The organism is Oxynema aestuarii AP17 (assembly GCF_012295525.1).
In the GTDB taxonomy this organism is placed as follows: Bacteria; Cyanobacteriota; Cyanobacteriia; order Cyanobacteriales; family Laspinemataceae; genus Oxynema; species Oxynema aestuarii.
Genome location: NZ_CP051167.1, coordinates 4,691,931 through 4,708,886, shown reverse-complemented (window position 1 = coordinate 4,708,886; position 16,956 = coordinate 4,691,931). Strand labels below are relative to the sequence as shown.

The following is a 16,956-nucleotide window of genomic DNA, read 5'->3' as shown; positions in this document are numbered from 1 at the left end:
GCGCCATCAAGAGTGGTTCAGTATTTACCGCGATCGATCCCTAAAATCTTAATCAAAACTACAGAAATTAAAAATAAAAAACTTTTTATCTTAAACTTTTTACTCGTATTTTTATTTAATAACTGTTACAAAAAACGAGGAATTTATCAAAAATTTAATTTTGAGGCAAAAAAATGAAATTTAAGTAAAGATGAGCGCTTAGCCCTTGCAATTGGGCAGGTGTATCGAGGACGCTGTTTTCAGTGAAAGCACGGATTTGACGAAGAGCAAAGACCGGGCGATCGGTACAAACCCCAAACTCTGCAAGAGCGGCGCCACCGCTTAAAGCTCGGGGAGAGTACGGGAATAACTGACGCAGCAATGCACCTCGGGTTCCCAAAATCGGAAATTTGACAGAGAAATTACTGAGAAAGCGCCCGAGCCTTGGTGTAGCGCTTTCGAGGTCGAACCCAAAACTGATTTTTCAAAACGAATTACTTTTATTAAGGATGTGGGGGACTTTTAAATGGTAGCGACGATACCTCCTAAAACCGAAGAAACTATTTTTTTACCCAAAACTAAAGTCGTGAACTCTTGGATCACGGCCTTGCGCTTTAACGAACAAATGGACACCCTGATTCGGTGGGCCAAGACTCGGCAAAGTCGCATGGTTTGCGTGGCGAACGTCCACATGCTCATGGAAGCCTATTGGAATCCGGAGTTTTCCCGAGTGCTAGAATCTGCCGATCTCGTCACACCGGACGGAATGCCTTTAGTCTGGATGATGCGGCAACAAGGACTGCGCCAACAAGACCGAGTGGCGGGGATGGAAATCTTGTTGCGTTTGTGCGATCTGGCGCCGAGAAAAAAGGTGAGCGTCTTTTTCCTGGGTTCGGACGAGCAGACCTTGGCGGCGATGCGCCAGCGATTGGAGCAAGAATTTCCCGATCTCGACATTGCGGCGATGGAACCGCTTCCGTTCCGACCCCTGACCCCGAGTGAAGATCGCGCCTTGATTGAGAGAATCAATCGCAGTGGGGCGGGTTTGGTGTTTCTTTCTTTGGGATGTCCCAAGCAAGAGCTGTGGATGGCCCAACACCAAGGACAAATTAATGCGGTCACCATCGGTCTTGGCGGAGTTTTCCCGGTGTATGCGGGGCAGAAAAAGTGGGCGCCGCGTTGGGTACGGGAGAATGGTTTGGAATGGCTCTATCGTTTCGTGCAAGAACCGACCCGGCTTTGGGGACGTTATAGTAAGACGATTCCGCCGTTCGTGTGGCTGGCGTTGAAACAACTGCTGACGGACAACCCCGTGAAGAACGCCCGCTATGCGAGGGAATTAACCCGGGCGATTCAAAATCGCAAGGGGGATCGACCCATCGGTCAACTGTTGGTGGAAGCGGGGTTGTTGAGCCCTCGCCAGGTCGAACGTATTTTGCAAGAACAGCGCGAAAGAAACCGCGATCGCCGATTTGGGGAGCTGTTGAGTGAATATGGCTGGGTCAAACCGCAGACGATCGATTTCTTTGCCGAACAGTTGCCGCAGTTGAAGAATCAGCCGGAAAAATACCCGATCGGTTACTATCTCAAGTCGGCGGCGTTGTTGGACGACGACCAGATCGAGGCAATTGTCAAACACCAAAAGAAAACGGGCTTGCGCTTTGGCGAACTGGCGGTGGTCAAAGGGTGGATCAAACAAGAAACGGTGGATTTAGTGTTAGAACATATCGAGAACAGTCAAAACAGCAGTCCAACTCTGTCGATGGCTTGAGTGGTATGATGTATAGTTTGTGGCGACGGGCTGGGGTGGCGATCGCGATCGCCGTGTCCGCAGGGATCGGTTGGGGCGTGACCCTCGATCGCGACGATCGCGCGATCGCCGCTCCTTTACCTGCCGATGCTGCCGTCACCAACGTCCGCGATTACGGGGCTAAAGGTGATGGCGTCAGCGACGATACGGCAGCGATCCAAACCGCTTTGGAAGAGGGCAATCGCTTTTTATATTTTCCCGACGGTACTTATTTAGTATGCGATACTTTGACGATCGCCCAGACGGGGAAGCGTTACTTTTTTGAAGGCGAGAGCCGCGATCGCGCGATCGTCCGGCTCAAAGATAACTGTCCCGGCTTCGACAACCCGGAAGCACCCAAACCCGTCATTCAAACAAAAGGTCCCGCCGGACAGGCGTTTCGCAATTCTCTATTTGATTTAACCGTCGATGTCGGTCGGGGAAATCCCGGAGCGATCGCCATCGAATATCTCAATAACAATCAAGGCACGATTCGTAACGTCACCGTGCGATCGAGCGATCCGCAAAAATACGGATTTGCCGGAATTGCCTTAACCTTACCCTGGCCCGGACCGGGAACGATCGAAGATGTTGCGATCTTCGGGTTCGATCGCGCCGTCCTGGTGACCTTTCCCGAATTTGGCATGGTTTTTGAAAACCTGCACGTGGAAGATCAGCGCCTCGTCGGGATTGAGAATCGGGCAAATTTACTGAGTATTCGCGGTTTGACCAGTCGCAATCGGGTTCCGGCGATTCGCAATGTAGACGGACGCGGTTTAGTCGTAGTTCTCGACAGTCAGCTTGAAGGCGGTTCGCCGGACGTTTCCGCGATCGCCAACGACGAAGGGGTGCTGTATGCCCGTAATATACGCACTTCCGGCTATCGATCGGCGATCGCCAATAGCGGCGAAGTCATTGCAGGCGATCGCGTTGACGAATATAGCTCTCACGGAATTTATAGCTTGTTTCCCTCCACGGGAAGTTCGCTCAATTTGGCGATCGAAGCCCCTCCCGAAACCGATTCCCCCCCAGTAGAACAGTGGGTCAGCGTCGCCAACTTCGGCGCCGACGGAAACGACGATCGCGACGACACCGCCGCCATCCAAGAGGCGATCGATAGTGGGGCGGCGATCGTGTATTTTCCCAACGGTAAATATATCATCAGCAACACCATCGAACTGCGCGGAAATTTAGAGCGCCTCAACCTATTAGAATCCACCATTACCGTCAGCGAACCCCTCAACGGCACCGAAAATCCGGTATTTCGCCTGCAAGATGGCCCCTCGAAAAGCGTAATTTTAGAACGATTTTGGGGAAATTATGGCGGTCGTAACTTTCACTGGGTCGAACACGCCAGTTCGCGCACTTTAGTCTTAAAAAATATTGCCGTCGGTTCCGCTAAAGCCTATCGCAACAGTGGATCGGGCAAACTATTTATTAAAGATATGGTCGCCTCCGACTGGATTTTTAAAAATCAGCAAGTATGGGCCCGACAATTGAATCCCGAAGGTGACGTCACCAAAATTATTAACGACGGTAGCGACCTGTGGATCTTGGGACTGAAAACCGAAGACGAAGGAAACATTATTCAAACCCTCAATGGTGGCAAAACCGAAGTTCTCGGCGGACTGATTTATCCCGGTTCCGGAGATATTCCCCCAGACCAAGCCGCTTTTATCAATCGAGAGTCCGATTTATCCGTCGTCATCGCCGAATCCCATCACGGAGGAACCCGCTACACCACCTTCGTCCGGGAAACCCGCAACGGCGTCACCAAAACCCTCACGGACGGACAACTTCCCCCTCGTGGAAGCGCGAGATTCATCCCGCTTTATGTCGGAACTCCCGGATCGGTCGAACCCGTTTTACATTCATTGTTATATTCATTTTCCGATCGCAAAGTGGCGATTTCAGTCGGGGCGATCGCCATCTCTACTGCCGGACTTTTTTATCTCAAATACAGAAAAGCTTGACTGTTTTTCAGTCGAGCAATAAAAAGTATTTTATCCAGGCTTTAATTGATTTACGGTGCTTCCGATGGGAGACTTGCCATTGCGGTGCATCGGGATACAGTCGTTTGACATTTTTTTCTTGCCAACGTAGGGCAATCAAACTCGCCACATAATTCATATATCCCGGTTCTTCCATCTGCGTAAAAATCAAACCGAAGACCAAAACCGTGAGAACAAAAAATCTAGATACATCGTCAAAACAGAGGCGAAACCAGACCACCGCCCAAATTCCGAGAAAAGAAAATAAACCGAGTAAACCGAGATCGCCCCAAATTCCCGCCCAACCAAACAGGGGAGAAAACATACTTGACTGGTCCCCCAACCAACTTTCGCCGACCGCCGTCCACACCGCGATCGAGGCGGGATGAATGGTAGACCCCAAGGGACTTAAAATTGATTCGTACTCGCGCAACATCCAACCACCCAACCGTCCCACCGTATGACCCGGACCGACGCCTAGAAAAGGATGTAAAGGGGTTGTATAGTAATTGGGAACCAAACGAAATGTTGCCGTTTTTAATAAGGTCGCTTCTCCTTCCGGACCGTAAATTTCCGGTCTTGCCCAGGTATTAAAGGCTTCAAAAGCAGGCACATTTTGGATCGCCCAATATAAAGCAAAACCCAGAAATACAGCGCCACCTAAATACTTAATTGCATCGACGATATTGTTCAATTTGGTAATCAGTAAAAGAACGCCAGCAACTAAAAAGACGAGTAGAACTTGTTTGGCGTCCGCCATATTCATATGCCAAAAAGTCGCCAACACAATGACAACTCTAATCCAGATGGGGATCTGTTTGGCATTGGCAAAATAGTAAATTCCAAAAGTGAGTGCTACGGAAGCACCGACCACGTGTCCGGCTCCACCCCCAATAAAAACGCCTTTGATATTATCTTCAAGTCCTTTTCTTAAATGCAGCCTTAAAACGTAGTGTTGCGTATAAGCAAAAATCGTATTGGTGAATGAAGAACCGATAATAAATGCTCTAAAAAACTTAAATTTTTCTGGGGTTAAAGGTAAATAAATAATTAAAGCCAAAGTCAGAAAATGTTCGCAAAAGAATAGAAAGTTAACGACAGCATTGATAATACCAGCATCGTTGAGTAAAGCGCTGGCAAAGTTAACAATTAAAAAAATAAATAAGGCAATTAAAAATTCTTCAAATATTTTAATTTGCTTCCGATCTTTTACCCTACTTTTTAAGATTGCCAGCCCAAAGACAAAGGGAATAATCCCCAAATGAGCTAAATTGATAATTGAAGGGATTTTAAAAAGGGTGAGAACCCGCGAAAAAAAGGTACTGCTAAACGCAATTAAAGTTAACTCGGAAAGTTGGATATATCCTTTATGTCGCTTAGAAAATTCCGCATCTGAATCCATTGTGACGAATCCATTGTGACGAATCCATTGTTATCGATCCGACGATCGCCCCTCCCCGACTCCCATTGACTGCGAAACCAACAATGAGGACGAGCGAGAAGCGTTAACGACGACGTACTCCCTCGTAAATCGCCATTAACTGCTCGTAATTGCGATCGGGGGTATATTTTGCCAGATATTCCGCTCTCGCATGGCGACGCATTGCGGCCAATGGTTCGGGATGGTTCAAGATCCATTCCACTTTAGCGGCTAAATCCACCGGATCGCTCGGCTGAAAGCGAATCCCGGTGCGTCCGTCCTCGACTAATTCGGCGATCGCCCCTAAATTCGCCGCGATCGCCGGAGTCCCCTTCGCAAATGCCTCCACTGCCACCCGTCCGAACGTTTCGTACCACTTCGACGGAAACACCAACACCATCGCCTCCCCCATCAAACGATGAACCTCCTCCATCGGTTGGCGCCCCAACCATTCCACCTCCGGCATCTTCGCCGCCGCCGCCGCCACGCGATCGCCCCACGGCCCATCCCCGACAATCTTTAACCGAACCTTCCCCGCCAACCGTTCCCACGCCGCCAACAACACATCCAACCCCTTCTCCACCGACAAACGCCCCACATAAAGCGCGTAACCCCCACTCCCCGACCCCGGACCGGGATCCGGCGCCACAAAATTCGGCTTAACCACAATCTTCTCCGCCGAAAGCCCCCCCTCAATAAACTTTTGCCGCGCAAACTCCGTCAGTGCAATATAACGGTCTACTTTCTTCTCCCAAGTTTGCAATCCCCGATGCACCACCAACATCGCCGCCGTCGTCGCACTCGCCGAACGGTTTTGGCGGTAGCAACGGTGAACCACCCCGGGCCAGGGAATTGCTTTTCCCAAACAGTCCTCACATACCCGTCCGTCCCGGAAAAATAAAGCATTCGGACATAACAAGCGGTAATTCCGCAATGTCTGCACCACCGGAACCCCACATTCCTGGGCCGCGTAATAGACCGACGGCGAGATTAAAGGAAAAAAGTTCTGGACGTGGACGAGATCGTAAGATCCCGCTTGCAGTTTTTGTTTCACCTGCTGGTAAGCTTCTCGCGACCACAGGGTGCGCGTCGCCACATCGATCGCCCCTAACTCACTCAGACGGGCATTATCGTCTTCATAACTTTCGACCTGATGACCCCGTTCGCGCAATAGCCGTTCCTCGGCTTCCCGGGAGACTTCCTCGCCGCCGCGAATTTGATAGTTATTGTGAATGGTTAAAATATGCATCCGGGGAATTTTAAAGTTTAAAGTTTAGAGTTTAAAGTTTAGAGTTTAAAGTTTAGATTTAGTGAGATCGACGAAGGAGACTAGGAGGCGATCGCCTCGTTCTTGGCGATCGATCGGCAAATTCCTGCACGATCCCTAGATCCCGTAGGGGCGAACCGCCGTTCGCCCCTACACATTTTTATTGAGAATCACTCGATCTTGCCATCCGGGCGATCGCCCCCAAACAGCGCCGAAACTCAACCGTAGTTAGTTCTGGCGCAATGACAACATCTCGACCACCACCGCCAAACTCTCCTCGTACAGCGCATCGCGGCCCCAGCGTTGCAACTGCTGACTGAGTAAATATTCCGCCTTTTGGTCCGTCAGAGGCGTCACCTGTTCCGTCCGCGACGATTGCGCCGTTCCCCCGGCTTCCATCCGCATACAGCCCGTCGTTTCCGAACACAAAATCGTGCAGCAATTTTCCTCATTCGTGGTCGAACTCAAGCGCAATCCCACCAAATCGCCGGGAATTTCGCCCCAGTCCGCCGTTGGAATCGCCGCCAACTCCGCCTCCACCGTGTGGTGATTGGGTCCGTCGAACTTAATCCGGGTAATATCGTAATCCCCACCTTCTTCGATATACGCCTTCGGTTCCCAGCCGAGGCGGGACGCCATCCAGCCTAAAAACATGAACGCTTGGGCCGCATTACCTTTCTCGTAGTCGATCGTAACCCCATCGAGATCCACCAACGCCGTGCGTCGTTCCGGGGGGTCGAACGCCGCCGCCGTCAATTCCTGCCACGAGGACAGACGATGCCAGTTGAGATCGGCGATGTAGGTTTCCTCGTCGATTAACTGGTGCATTTTGATAAATTCCGATTCCGGATCGCTGAAATAGGAAGAATCGACGATCATGCAATTGCAGCATTGGGAGAGTTTGTGAAATAACTCCTGTTCCGGATTGGGAGTCGCTTTCCACCAGACGAACTTGGGCAAATTCGGGATCGTCAGAGAGACGACCAGATCGCTGACCCGTTCGAGGGCTTCTTTCGTCCCGCGTAGAGTAATGTACTCGCAACAGATCAGATTGCTGCCGTGTTGTTTCTGAATCGGGCAGTAGGCGGAGACTTGAGCAGTGACCCCGGTATCTTCGCCCAAAACCGGGCAAAGCGTCACGATTCTACAGGGATTTTGGGCGGCGATCGCGTCGCTGATGCTGAATCCCCGGGCATCGGCGTTGTTGACCTCCGGGCGATCGCCCCCATGGTTGACATAAGCCTCGCGCAAGCGCTTCAACGTTTGGGGGTCTACCCGTCCCGACAGGCGCAATCCGTATTCTTGCTGGGCCGCTTCCACCGCTTCTTTCGTCTGCGGTCCGTGAATCCCGTCAATCGGGCCGTCGTAAAACCCGAGGGCGCCGAGCAACTGTTGGAACTCTTCCGGTTCGTAAACCACCATACTAAACGTGGTCGCCCTCGTCGCGACAGGCGCCGCCTTGCCGCCATTTTCCGACAGCCAAATATTACTGAGTTCGGACTCGATATCTTCTAGAGAAATATCTTTGGGTTTTTGCAGGGCAACAATTGGAGTATTCATCAATCCTCAATCCTTTTTGCTGAATTCGCGAGTCGTCTGTCGCCGGGGCGATCGCCTTAAAGTCTGCGCCAGCGCCGACCGTCGCGGTTGAGTAGCAATTCCGCTTCCACAGGTTCCCAGGTTCCCGCCTCGTAAAGCGGGATCGCATCCGCTTCCGCCGGGGCGTCCCAAGCTTGCAGCAGAGGCGTCAAAATGCGCCAAGATGCCTCCACCTCGTCCCCTCGGGTAAACAGGGTCTGGTCCCCCAACATGCAATCGATCAACAGCCGACTGTACGCATCCGTATTCGGCTGACCGAACGCCGTATCGTAACTGAAATCCATATTCACCGATCGCGTCCGCAAGGAATTCCCCGGGGTTTTCACCTCAAAACGCATCGAAATCCCTTCATTCGGCTGAATCCGCAGGGCCAACACGTTCGGATTCGCCTGTTTGGCGGCGGACTGGAACATCAAAAACGGCACGTCTCGGAACTGGATCGCAATTTCCGTCACCTTCTTAGGCATCCGTTTCCCCGTTCTCATGTAAAAGGGAACCCCTTTCCAGCGCCAGTTATCGATATACAACTTCAGCGCCGCATAGGTCGGCGTCGTGGACTCCGCAGAGGCGCCGTCTTCTTCCCGGTAACTCGGTACTTCCTTCCCGCGCATCCAGCCGCGCGTATACTGACCGCGAACCGCGCTATTGTCCAAATTCTCCAAATCCGCCAAGCGGGTCGCCTGCACCACTTTGACTTTTTCATTGCGGATGCTGTCCGCGTCGAGGGAGTTCGGCGGTTCCATCGCCGTCAGCGAAAATAACTGCATCAGGTGATTCTGCACCATGTCGCGCAACGCCCCTGCCGTTTCGTAATACCCCGCCCGTCCTTCCAACCCCACGGTTTCGGCGACGGTAATCTGCACGTGATCGACAAATTGCCGATTCCACAGGGGTTCAAAAATGGCGTTGGCAAACCGAAACACCAGTAAGTTTTGAACGGTTTCTTTGCCTAAATAATGGTCGATCCGATAAATTTGCGTTTCGTTGCATACTTGACGCACCACCCGGTTGAGGACTTGGGCCGAGGCGAGGTCGTGACCGAATGGTTTTTCAATCACTAAACGGTGTTTGGTCGGATCGGCGAGCATTCCCGCGTTGCCCAATTGTTGCGCCGCTTCCGCAAAAAAGCGCGGGGCGACGGACAGGTAAAAGACGCGGTTTCCCCGAGTCCCGCGTTGGTCGTCGAGTTCGCTTAAAAAGGCTTTGAGTTTTTGGTAACTCTCGGGATGGTCGATGTTACCCGCACAGTAAAACAGTCCTTTGGCGAAGTCGTTCCACAGTTGTTCGTTCCCCAAACCGCCGCCATATTCTTCGATCCCTTCGCGACAGTAATCGCGGAAATACTCGTGAGACCAGTCGCGACGGGCGACGCCGACGATGGTGAGTTCGGGGGGCAGTTTGCGCTCTAATTTCATTTGATAGAGCGCGGGAACCAGTTTGCGTTGGGTCAGATCGCCGGACGCCCCGAAGATGGTTAAAATTTGGGGTTCGGGGATGCGATCTTGTTGCAATCCGACGCGCAGGGGATTTTCTAGTAGGGTGACCATCGATCGTTATATGGGTGTTACGGAAAGTCTCCCCAGCTTGTGGGTGACAAACTGGGGGACGAAGAAGAGAGGGAGTTCGGGGCGATCGCGTCGCCTCCGCACGAGGGAATGGCGCGATCGCCCCTAGGAATTATGCCGGAGTCAGTTGTTTGACTTTGTTCTCTAGAGAACTCATTAACGAATCGAAAGGCTGATTGAATTTCTCGATCCCTTCGTCGAGTAATTCCGCCATGACCGCATCGAGATCGATCCCCAATTCCGGGAGATTGGCGATCGTGGCGTTAGCTTTATCCACGTCGGTTTCGATGCGACTGGCGACTTCGCAATGATCCGCGCACGCTTCGATCGTCGCCGGGGGCAGGGTGTTGACCGTATTCGGTCCGACCAGTTCGTTGACGTAAAGAACGTCGCTATATTCCGGATTCTTGGTACTGGTACTCGCCCACAGCAGGCGTTGGGTGTTGGCGCCTTTGGCGGAAAGGGCTTTCCAGCGATCGCTCTGGATGATTTCCTTGTACTTCTGATAGGCGATCTTGGCGTTGGCGATCGCCACTTTCCCTTTCGTTTCTTTTAGTTTAGCTTGCACGTCGGGATCGCTGGCCTCGGCCAGTTTGGCGTCGATCGCGTCGTCTATTTTGGCATCGATCCGACTGATGAAGAAACTCGCCACCGACGCGATCTTACTGATGTCGTGACCCGCTTCGGCGCGCGCTTCCAAACCGCGAATGTAAGCCCAAGCGGTATCTATATAACTCTGCACGGAGAACAGCAAGGTGATATTGACGTTAATCCCGGCGGCGATCGTTTTTTCCACCGCCACCAACCCTTCCGGCGTTCCGGGGATCTTAATCATCACGTTATCCCGACCGATGGCGTCGTAATAGCGTTTCGCCTCAGAAATGGTTTTCTCCGTATCCCGGGCCAAATGGGGCGAGACTTCGATACTGACGTAGCCATCTAACCCGTCGGTTTCGTCGTAAATCGGGCGAAACAGATCGCAAGCATTGCGGATATCTTCAAACGCTAGCGATTCGTAAATCTCTTCCACGGACTTATTCGCGCGGATTCCCGCCTCGATATCCCCGTCGTAAATGGCGTTCCCGGCGATCGCCTTTTCAAAAATCGCCGGATTCGAGGTCAGCCCTTTCAATCCCCGGGTTTGAATCAGGGTTTTTAACTCCCCCGAGGCGATCGCGTCCCGACTGAGATTGTCCATCCAAATGCTCTGTCCGAACTGTTCTTCGATTTGTAAAATTGGGTTGGTCGCAGTCATAATGTCCTTTTCGATTGAATTGCTACAAACACACTTGCTCTGGATTGTGCCAGAGAAGTTCTAGAATTCCTGGTAAGCGGTTTACACTTTCATCCGCTTCCCTTTCACCCAGTCACGTTCCCCCTCCCCTCACGAAGAGGTCATCAGGCGTTCGTTTTCCTCCCGCGCCCGTTCCTGAATGAACGATTCGACCAGTTCCACATTGTCTTTAGACCCGATAATCACCGGAGTCCGTTGGTGCAAGTGGTCGGCAACCACGTCTAAAATCTCCTCGACCCCCGTACTGGCGCGCCCTCCGGCTTGTTCCGCCAAAAAGGCTAACGGCGCCGTTTCGTACAGAAGCCGCAATTTACCTTCCGGTTGTTTCACCGAACCGGGATATAAAAAGACCCCGCCTTCAAATAAAATTCGGTGAAAGTCTCCCACCAAAGCGCCGCCATAGCGGGCCGTATAGCCTTCGTGGCGGTGAACGTAGCGGATGTAATCGCGCAGGGATTCGTCCCACTGCCAAAAGTTGCCTTCATTGACACTATAAATCGAGCCGCAATCGGGCAGTTGGATATTTTCACTCGACAGAATGAACTCGCCCAAACTCGGATCGAGGGTAAACGAATGCACCCCTTTGCCAATGGAATAGACCAGCATCGTACTCGGGCCGTAGAGAACGTAGCCTGCGGCGAGTTGCTTGCGTCCGCTTTGCAGCAGATCTTGGGCGCTTCCGTCTTCGTCGATGCCTTCTTGCTGGCGGATCGAGAAAATCGAACCGACATTGAGGTTGCTATCGATGTTAGACGAGCCGTCAATCGGGTCGTAGAGCAGGGTATAACGCCCGATCGGGCAGTTTTCCGGGATGTAATACGGTTTTTCCATTTCTTCGGACGCCAAGCGGCAAACTAAGCCACTTTGCTTGAAGACGGAAATAAACACTTCGTTGGCGTAAGCGTCGATCCGTTTGACGCTTTCTCCCTGCACGTTGACCTCTCCAGTAAAGCCCAATACCCCTTCTACTAAGCCGGAACGACTTAAGCGACGGGAAATGAGTTTGGCGGCGAGGGCGATCCGGTTCATCAAAGCGCTGAGATCTTGCGCGTCGGGGCCGAAACTTTGTAGTTGTTGGAGGACGTGGCGAGAAAGGGTCGTGCAGTCTCGATCTAAACTGGGTTCTTGTCCGATACCGGGGGTTGAGTCTGCCATAATGGTTCTCCTGTTGGTGGAGCAGCGTTGCAATGGCGACGGGGGTCAATATTGGGTGGACGTTCCTGTGGGGTATCCCGTCGGCCTGTCAGTGACATCTTCCCGACGCCTACACTGGGTACGGCGCGGGTTTCCCAACCTCACGATTGGGTATTCCTGCCCCACGCCACTTGTCTAGGTCATAGACCCCCGACAGACCGACTTGACAGGCGGTTTCCTTTCGCCAGAGTCCCTGGCTACTGACTGGTTCGAGTCCGCAATGCAAAACTATCTCTGCTGTAGCACGATCGCGTAGCGACGCCGGAGGCGGATCGCGATCGATTCGATCCCCACACTCAGGGCAATGATGCTCTCTGACATCCAACCCTTTGCTCACAATAGCAAAGCCGTTAGGGCAGCTTGGGCGAGTGCCGTTGGGATCGTCCTTAGCAAAGGAGACTCCCCATTGCGATCGCACCCATTCCGCCAGATTCCTTTTCCAACGAATATCGGTCTGCCGGACAGTGACGCGCAGCTATCCAGTCTTTGAGTTCGCCCAAGGCGTAGTGATATACCCCTCGGCACCTCTCCATCCCCTCCAACAGTTCGGTCTGCCCGGTGGCGTTTGGATGGATTCGGTAGGTGTAGTTCATCGTTAGCATGGCGAGAGTTTACCACAGGCTATAGCTAAAGGACGGGTTGCTGGTCTCATCCCCATTGAGGGGAATCGACTTTTCAAGGGGGGTCGATGTTGTTGCCGAGCTGGTCGAAGCATCCCGACGCTGACCTTTCGGTTAGAGCGCGGGAGCGATCGCCCCCCGAACTCTCCATTAGTTAATATCTTAAGGATGCATTTCCTCAAACAGGCGCGAACTTTATGCGAACTATAGAAAATCTGGCGCTTTCTTGAGTATTATTACTGGTTTGAGTCGCTCCAACGCATCTCTTAGATAGATTTTGCCGCGCGATCGCCCCGTCTGAAAAACTTTACAAATCTACCCGTCGATAGACGACAGCCTCGCCGGATTCCCGCATAAACAAGAAACGGGCAAAGGTCCCTATCGGTACCTTTACCCGTCCCTAGTGGCGATCGCCGTTCCTAGAAACGACTCCAAAAATGGCGATCTCAGTAGTTCGAACACCCCATTATTGGGGGACTCTCGATCTTGTATGTTAAAAGGCGGATGTTAAAAACTATTGCGCCTCCCACCACTGCGACTTTCCGTTCGGGGTTTAGCTTTGTTGACTCGTAACTGACGCCCCATCCACTCCAAACCGTTCATTTCGGTAATGGCAGTGTCTTCTTCGGCGTCATCACTCATGTCTACGAAGGCGAACCCACGCACGCGCCCTGTTTCGCGATCGGTCGGCAATACAACCCTGGAGACAGTGCCGTATTCACCAAACACTTCGCGTAAATCGTCTTCAGTCGCGCTGTAGGAGAGATTTCCAATGTAAATAGTCATGCGAACGTCTCGATCTCGAATATCGATCCCACCATTGGGGATCGGTCGGCCAATTGGAGAAATGCTCTCAACAGATTATTTCCCCGAGGTGTTTTTCCCCTTCCTCGTCGGCGAGATTCGAGAATTGACAAAGCACGTAGCCGTGACAGACTCTTCGAGTGGCCATCGGAGATCGGGTCGAACACTTGATTTTCGATCATAACTCGTTTGTCCGCTATTGAACCGCGATCTAGACTACAAATCATACAATCTTGTAGATTTTCGCACGGTGGATAGCAAGGGTACGGCGATCGCCCCCAGCGCTCAAGCACTTTTCTCGTCATTTTTACCGTAACTGTAACGACCGATACAATAACGATTGCGTCCGGTGCGTTTGGCTTCGTATAAAGCTGCATCGGCTTCGCTGACCAGGACGTGAGGATCCACTTCGGAACGGGGGATCCCAGTGGCAACGCCGAGACTGACGGTCACCCGCGTGCTGACCGAGCTTTGCTCGTGGGTCAGATTCAATTGTTCGATGTCCCTCAAAATGGCGTCGGCCACTTGTAGGGCGCCACTCAAAGGAGTCTGGGGCAAGATCGCCGCAAATTCTTCGCCGCCATAACGGGCGACCAAATCCGCACGACGGTTCGAGGCGATCGCGATCGCTCCGGCAATTTTCCGCAGACACTCATCCCCGGCTAAATGACCGTAGGCGTCGTTATACGCCTTAAAATCATCGACATCGACCAGAATCACCGAGAGCGGCCCTTGACGGATCCCCAGTTGCTCCCATTGCTCTTGCAAATACTCTTCAAATCGCTGTCGGTTGGCGAGTTGGGTCAACCCGTCGAGGATGGCGAGCCGTTGCAGTTCCTGGTTGGCTTTTTTTAAAGCGATTTCCGCACGCACGCGATCGCCAATCTCTCGTTGTAGTTTCTCGTTCTGCTCGATTAATTGCTGTTGTAACTTCTTTAAAGTTAATTGATTTTTAACCCGCGCCAACACTTCCAAAATCTGAAACGGTTTGGTAATGTAATCCGCTCCTCCTGCCTCGAACCCTAAAATTTTATCTTCGGGACGGTCTAAAGCACTTAAAAAAATGATGGGAATATCTTCAGTTTGTGGATTACTCTTGAGTTGACGACAAACTTGATAGCCGTCCATTTCCGGCATGATAATATCGAGTAAAATTAAATCCGGTAATTTGGCTTGAGCTGCCACTAAGGCCATTTTACCCGTGCGGACTTTACGAACTTCATAACCGTCATTGGCGAGCATCATCGCCAAGCAATGTAAGTTCTCTTGACGGTCATCGACAACTAAAATGTTGCCTTTTGTGACCTCGTAGAACTGCCTATTCATCGACCCACTTGGTAAATTCAAAAGATGGCAACCCCGAATTTAACGTCATTCCCCTGTCCTGAAAATTTGAAAAGATTCTCAAGTGCCAAATCTCAGCCTGTCGCTATAAGGGCGATCGATCGCCGATCTACGAAATCACAGCCAGATCGGGTACGGAAGGGCAGGATCGGGGGCGATCTGACCGGAGCAGTGATGCAGATTTGAGGGAGTCGCTTTACCCGCTTCAAGCGGCGATCGCCTCGCCCTCGGAAAGTCGGTCTACAGGTTTGGAGTAAAGAGCGCAGCGTTCCAATCTTTGCTGGCTTCTGTTCTATTATGACCTCAGAGGCGATCGTCATTCATCCGCCAAATGGCTGAGTGAGCAGAAGTGCGAGTTTTTGGGGCAAAACCGATCGCGAGTTTTAAAAAAATATAAAACAATATAAAACAATCTAAAAAGCGATCGAGTTCTATAAAAAAGGGGCAACTCGATCGCGAGTCCCCCCAAACCGGATGAACTTGATTTCCTCTAGGGATCGCGAACGGGTCAGTCAATCGAAATCGATTGCGGGCCGCTACTGCTGCCGAAACTGCCGTTATTGTTCTCCGACGGCGGCGCCGTCGTCTCACTCGATGCCCCTTGTTGTTGGAGCCAGGATTTTACTGGGTCGTCCCAGAGATTCAAACGCAAGGCGCCGGAACAAAATCCACCTAAAAAGGCGATCGGATGTGCGCTCAATTCTTTGATTACGGGGGTCAGTTCGTCTAAAAACATAGAAAATTCTCCTGAATTGAGTACCGGTGAAACAGGGGCGATCGCCTAGCGTCTCCATCGGAATCGATTAACTCAGGGCCGCAGAAAGATAATCCGCCGCCGCCTCCACACTGGCGATCGCGTTTTCATACATCATGCGCGTCGGTCCCAAAACCCCGACACTGCCGATTGGCGTCGAACCGCGATGGTACGTCGAAGAAACCAACGTACAAGTCCGGATCGGTTCGAGCAAATTCTCGGCGCCGATGCGAACGTTAACCCGCCTGCCACTGCCTTCGAGAGCAGGAGACTCGAAAATGAGCGGCCATAACTGCTCTTGCTCTTCTTCGAGTAACTGCACCAGGGTTTGTACTTGATTGAGTTCGGAAAACTCGGGTTGACGCAGCACTTCCGCCAAGCCACTAATAAAAATTCCGGTCGTGGCGGGGGTGTGGGCTTTGCGAGCCAATTCGGCGAGCCATTGGCCGATCGATTCGGCGTAATGCTCGAATTCTCGTCCGAGGTCGCTCCAGTCGAGTTCGGACAGGGCGGTGAGGGATTGACCGCGCAATTGGCTGTTGAGAAAATTAGAGAGGATTTGTAATTCGCTTTCGAGCAGGTCCGGGTCGGCGTCCTCATTTTCGGGGGGCGGCGGTACGTCTACCATCACCGATTGGGTGTGATAGCTGTCGGTGACGACGACCATGACCATTTTATTCGGCTCGATTTGAACCAGTTGCAGGTGCATCAAACGCGCCGTACTGGTCTGGGGCCAGGTGATTAAGGCAATGTAACCGCTCAAGGTGGCCAGGATTTGAGCGGCGCCGCGCATGAGCGCTTCTAACGTCCAGTTATTCCAATTGAGGCGATCGCGCAGGGCCAGTTCCATTTCTCGGGAAAGGGTTTCCGACGGGGTAATCATGCGATCGACGTAGATGCGATAACCGGAATCGGAAGGCACTCGTCCCGCAGAGGTATGGGGTTGATAGAGCAACCCGGCTTTTTCTAAATTGCCCATCGCGTTGCGAATGGTCGCGGGACTGACCTTGAGATTGTATTCATCGACCAATGTTTTGGAACCGACGGGTTCGGCAGTGGCGATGTAGTATCGCACCGTCGCCCACAAGACATATTGTTGCCGCTTGTTTAAGTTCAATTGCACAGACATCGGAAGACGAAAGGATTTAATCGATTTAAAAATGGCACGGGTAGACTGGCGACAGAAGAAAATAACGGGGTGACGATCGCGACTGATTGGCACAAGGGCGATCGCGCGAGCGGATTGCCAAAATTATTTCATTTTTAAGGGCTTCATTGTTGCCGTATAAATCACCGATCGCAGCATTCCAGGGGTGAAAATTGGCGCGGCGACGAT

Annotated in this window: 13 protein-coding genes; 2 read left to right on the top strand and 11 right to left on the bottom strand. The window is 52.0% G+C overall.

Features of this window, described 5'->3' with window-relative positions; genetic code table 11:
• Positions 1 to 565 precede the first annotated feature (565 nt).
• Positions 566 to 1,750, top strand: a complete 1,185-nt coding sequence (locus tag HCG48_RS18920) for a WecB/TagA/CpsF family glycosyltransferase (protein ID WP_246259627.1) — start codon at positions 566 to 568, stop codon at positions 1,748 to 1,750.
• A 5-nt stretch (positions 1,751 to 1,755) separates the two neighbouring features.
• Positions 1,756 to 3,741, top strand: a complete 1,986-nt coding sequence (locus HCG48_RS18915; RefSeq protein WP_246260150.1) for a glycosyl hydrolase family 28-related protein — start codon at positions 1,756 to 1,758, stop codon at positions 3,739 to 3,741.
• Positions 3,742 to 3,748: 7 nt separating this feature from the next.
• Here HCG48_RS18915 and HCG48_RS18910 read toward each other — a convergent pair whose 3' ends face one another.
• The 11 genes from HCG48_RS18910 to hrcA all read right to left on the bottom strand — a co-directional run bounded on the left by HCG48_RS18910 (position 3,749) and on the right by hrcA (position 16,749).
• On the bottom strand, positions 3,749 to 5,161 hold the full coding sequence (locus HCG48_RS18910; RefSeq protein ID WP_168570549.1) for a hypothetical protein: 1,413 nt from the start codon (positions 5,159 to 5,161) through the stop codon (positions 3,749 to 3,751).
• A 103-nt stretch (positions 5,162 to 5,264) separates the two neighbouring features.
• Positions 5,265 to 6,428, bottom strand: a complete 1,164-nt coding sequence (locus tag HCG48_RS18905; protein ID WP_168570548.1) for a glycosyltransferase — start codon at positions 6,426 to 6,428, stop codon at positions 5,265 to 5,267.
• Between the two features lie 246 nt (positions 6,429 to 6,674).
• Complete coding sequence (gene opcA / locus HCG48_RS18900; RefSeq protein ID WP_168570547.1) at positions 6,675 to 8,006, bottom strand: glucose-6-phosphate dehydrogenase assembly protein OpcA; 1,332 nt, start codon at positions 8,004 to 8,006, stop codon at positions 6,675 to 6,677.
• A gap of 56 nt (positions 8,007 to 8,062) precedes the next feature.
• The gene (gene zwf / locus HCG48_RS18895; RefSeq protein WP_168570546.1) at positions 8,063 to 9,592 is read right to left on the bottom strand and encodes a glucose-6-phosphate dehydrogenase; all 1,530 of its coding nucleotides are present in this window, start codon (positions 9,590 to 9,592) and stop codon (positions 8,063 to 8,065) included.
• A 130-nt stretch (positions 9,593 to 9,722) separates the two neighbouring features.
• Positions 9,723 to 10,865, bottom strand: coding sequence for a transaldolase (gene tal, locus HCG48_RS18890; protein WP_168570545.1), 1,143 nt, complete (start codon positions 10,863 to 10,865; stop codon positions 9,723 to 9,725).
• Between the two features lie 129 nt (positions 10,866 to 10,994).
• The gene (gene fbp, locus HCG48_RS18885; protein WP_168570544.1) at positions 10,995 to 12,059 is read right to left on the bottom strand and encodes a class 1 fructose-bisphosphatase; all 1,065 of its coding nucleotides are present in this window, start codon (positions 12,057 to 12,059) and stop codon (positions 10,995 to 10,997) included.
• 425 nt (positions 12,060 to 12,484) lie between these two features.
• The gene (locus HCG48_RS18880; RefSeq protein ID WP_168570543.1) at positions 12,485 to 12,700 is read right to left on the bottom strand and encodes a helix-turn-helix domain-containing protein; all 216 of its coding nucleotides are present in this window, start codon (positions 12,698 to 12,700) and stop codon (positions 12,485 to 12,487) included.
• 525 nt (positions 12,701 to 13,225) lie between these two features.
• Positions 13,226 to 13,504 (bottom strand): RNA-binding regulator, encoded by a 279-nt coding sequence (gene rbp / locus HCG48_RS18875; RefSeq protein ID WP_168570542.1) that lies wholly within the window; start codon positions 13,502 to 13,504, stop codon positions 13,226 to 13,228.
• A gap of 303 nt (positions 13,505 to 13,807) precedes the next feature.
• Positions 13,808 to 14,848: a diguanylate cyclase domain-containing protein gene (locus tag HCG48_RS18870; protein ID WP_168570541.1), complete on the bottom strand. Its 1,041-nt coding sequence runs from the start codon at positions 14,846 to 14,848 to the stop codon at positions 13,808 to 13,810.
• Positions 14,849 to 15,374: 526 nt separating this feature from the next.
• Positions 15,375 to 15,602, bottom strand: a complete 228-nt coding sequence (locus HCG48_RS18865; RefSeq protein WP_168570540.1) for a ssl0294 family protein — start codon at positions 15,600 to 15,602, stop codon at positions 15,375 to 15,377.
• Positions 15,603 to 15,669: 67 nt separating this feature from the next.
• Positions 15,670 to 16,749 carry a heat-inducible transcriptional repressor HrcA gene (gene hrcA / locus HCG48_RS18860; protein ID WP_210437083.1) on the bottom strand — a complete coding sequence of 360 codons (1,080 nt, stop codon included), beginning with the start codon at positions 16,747 to 16,749 and terminating at the stop codon, positions 15,670 to 15,672.
• Between the last annotated feature and the right edge of the window lie 207 nt (positions 16,750 to 16,956).

Coding starts and splice junctions, on each gene's coding strand:
- HCG48_RS18870 (WP_168570541.1), bottom strand. CDS start 14,848: ATGAATAGGCAGTTCTACGAGGTCACAAAAGGCAACATTTTAGTTGTC.
- tal (WP_168570545.1), bottom strand. CDS start 10,865: ATGACTGCGACCAACCCAATTTTACAAATCGAAGAACAGTTCGGACAG.
- HCG48_RS18865 (WP_168570540.1), bottom strand. CDS start 15,602: ATGTTTTTAGACGAACTGACCCCCGTAATCAAAGAATTGAGCGCACAT.
- HCG48_RS18915 (WP_246260150.1), top strand. CDS start 1,756: ATGATGTATAGTTTGTGGCGACGGGCTGGGGTGGCGATCGCGATCGCC.
- HCG48_RS18880 (WP_168570543.1), bottom strand. CDS start 12,700: ATGCTAACGATGAACTACACCTACCGAATCCATCCAAACGCCACCGGG.
- zwf (WP_168570546.1), bottom strand. CDS start 9,592: ATGGTCACCCTACTAGAAAATCCCCTGCGCGTCGGATTGCAACAAGAT.
- HCG48_RS18905 (WP_168570548.1), bottom strand. CDS start 6,428: ATGCATATTTTAACCATTCACAATAACTATCAAATTCGCGGCGGCGAG.
- rbp (WP_168570542.1), bottom strand. CDS start 13,504: ATGACTATTTACATTGGAAATCTCTCCTACAGCGCGACTGAAGACGAT.
- hrcA (WP_210437083.1), bottom strand. CDS start 16,749: ATGTCTGTGCAATTGAACTTAAACAAGCGGCAACAATATGTCTTGTGG.
- HCG48_RS18910 (WP_168570549.1), bottom strand. CDS start 5,161: ATGGATTCAGATGCGGAATTTTCTAAGCGACATAAAGGATATATCCAA.
- opcA (WP_168570547.1), bottom strand. CDS start 8,006: ATGAATACTCCAATTGTTGCCCTGCAAAAACCCAAAGATATTTCTCTA.
- fbp (WP_168570544.1), bottom strand. CDS start 12,059: ATGGCAGACTCAACCCCCGGTATCGGACAAGAACCCAGTTTAGATCGA.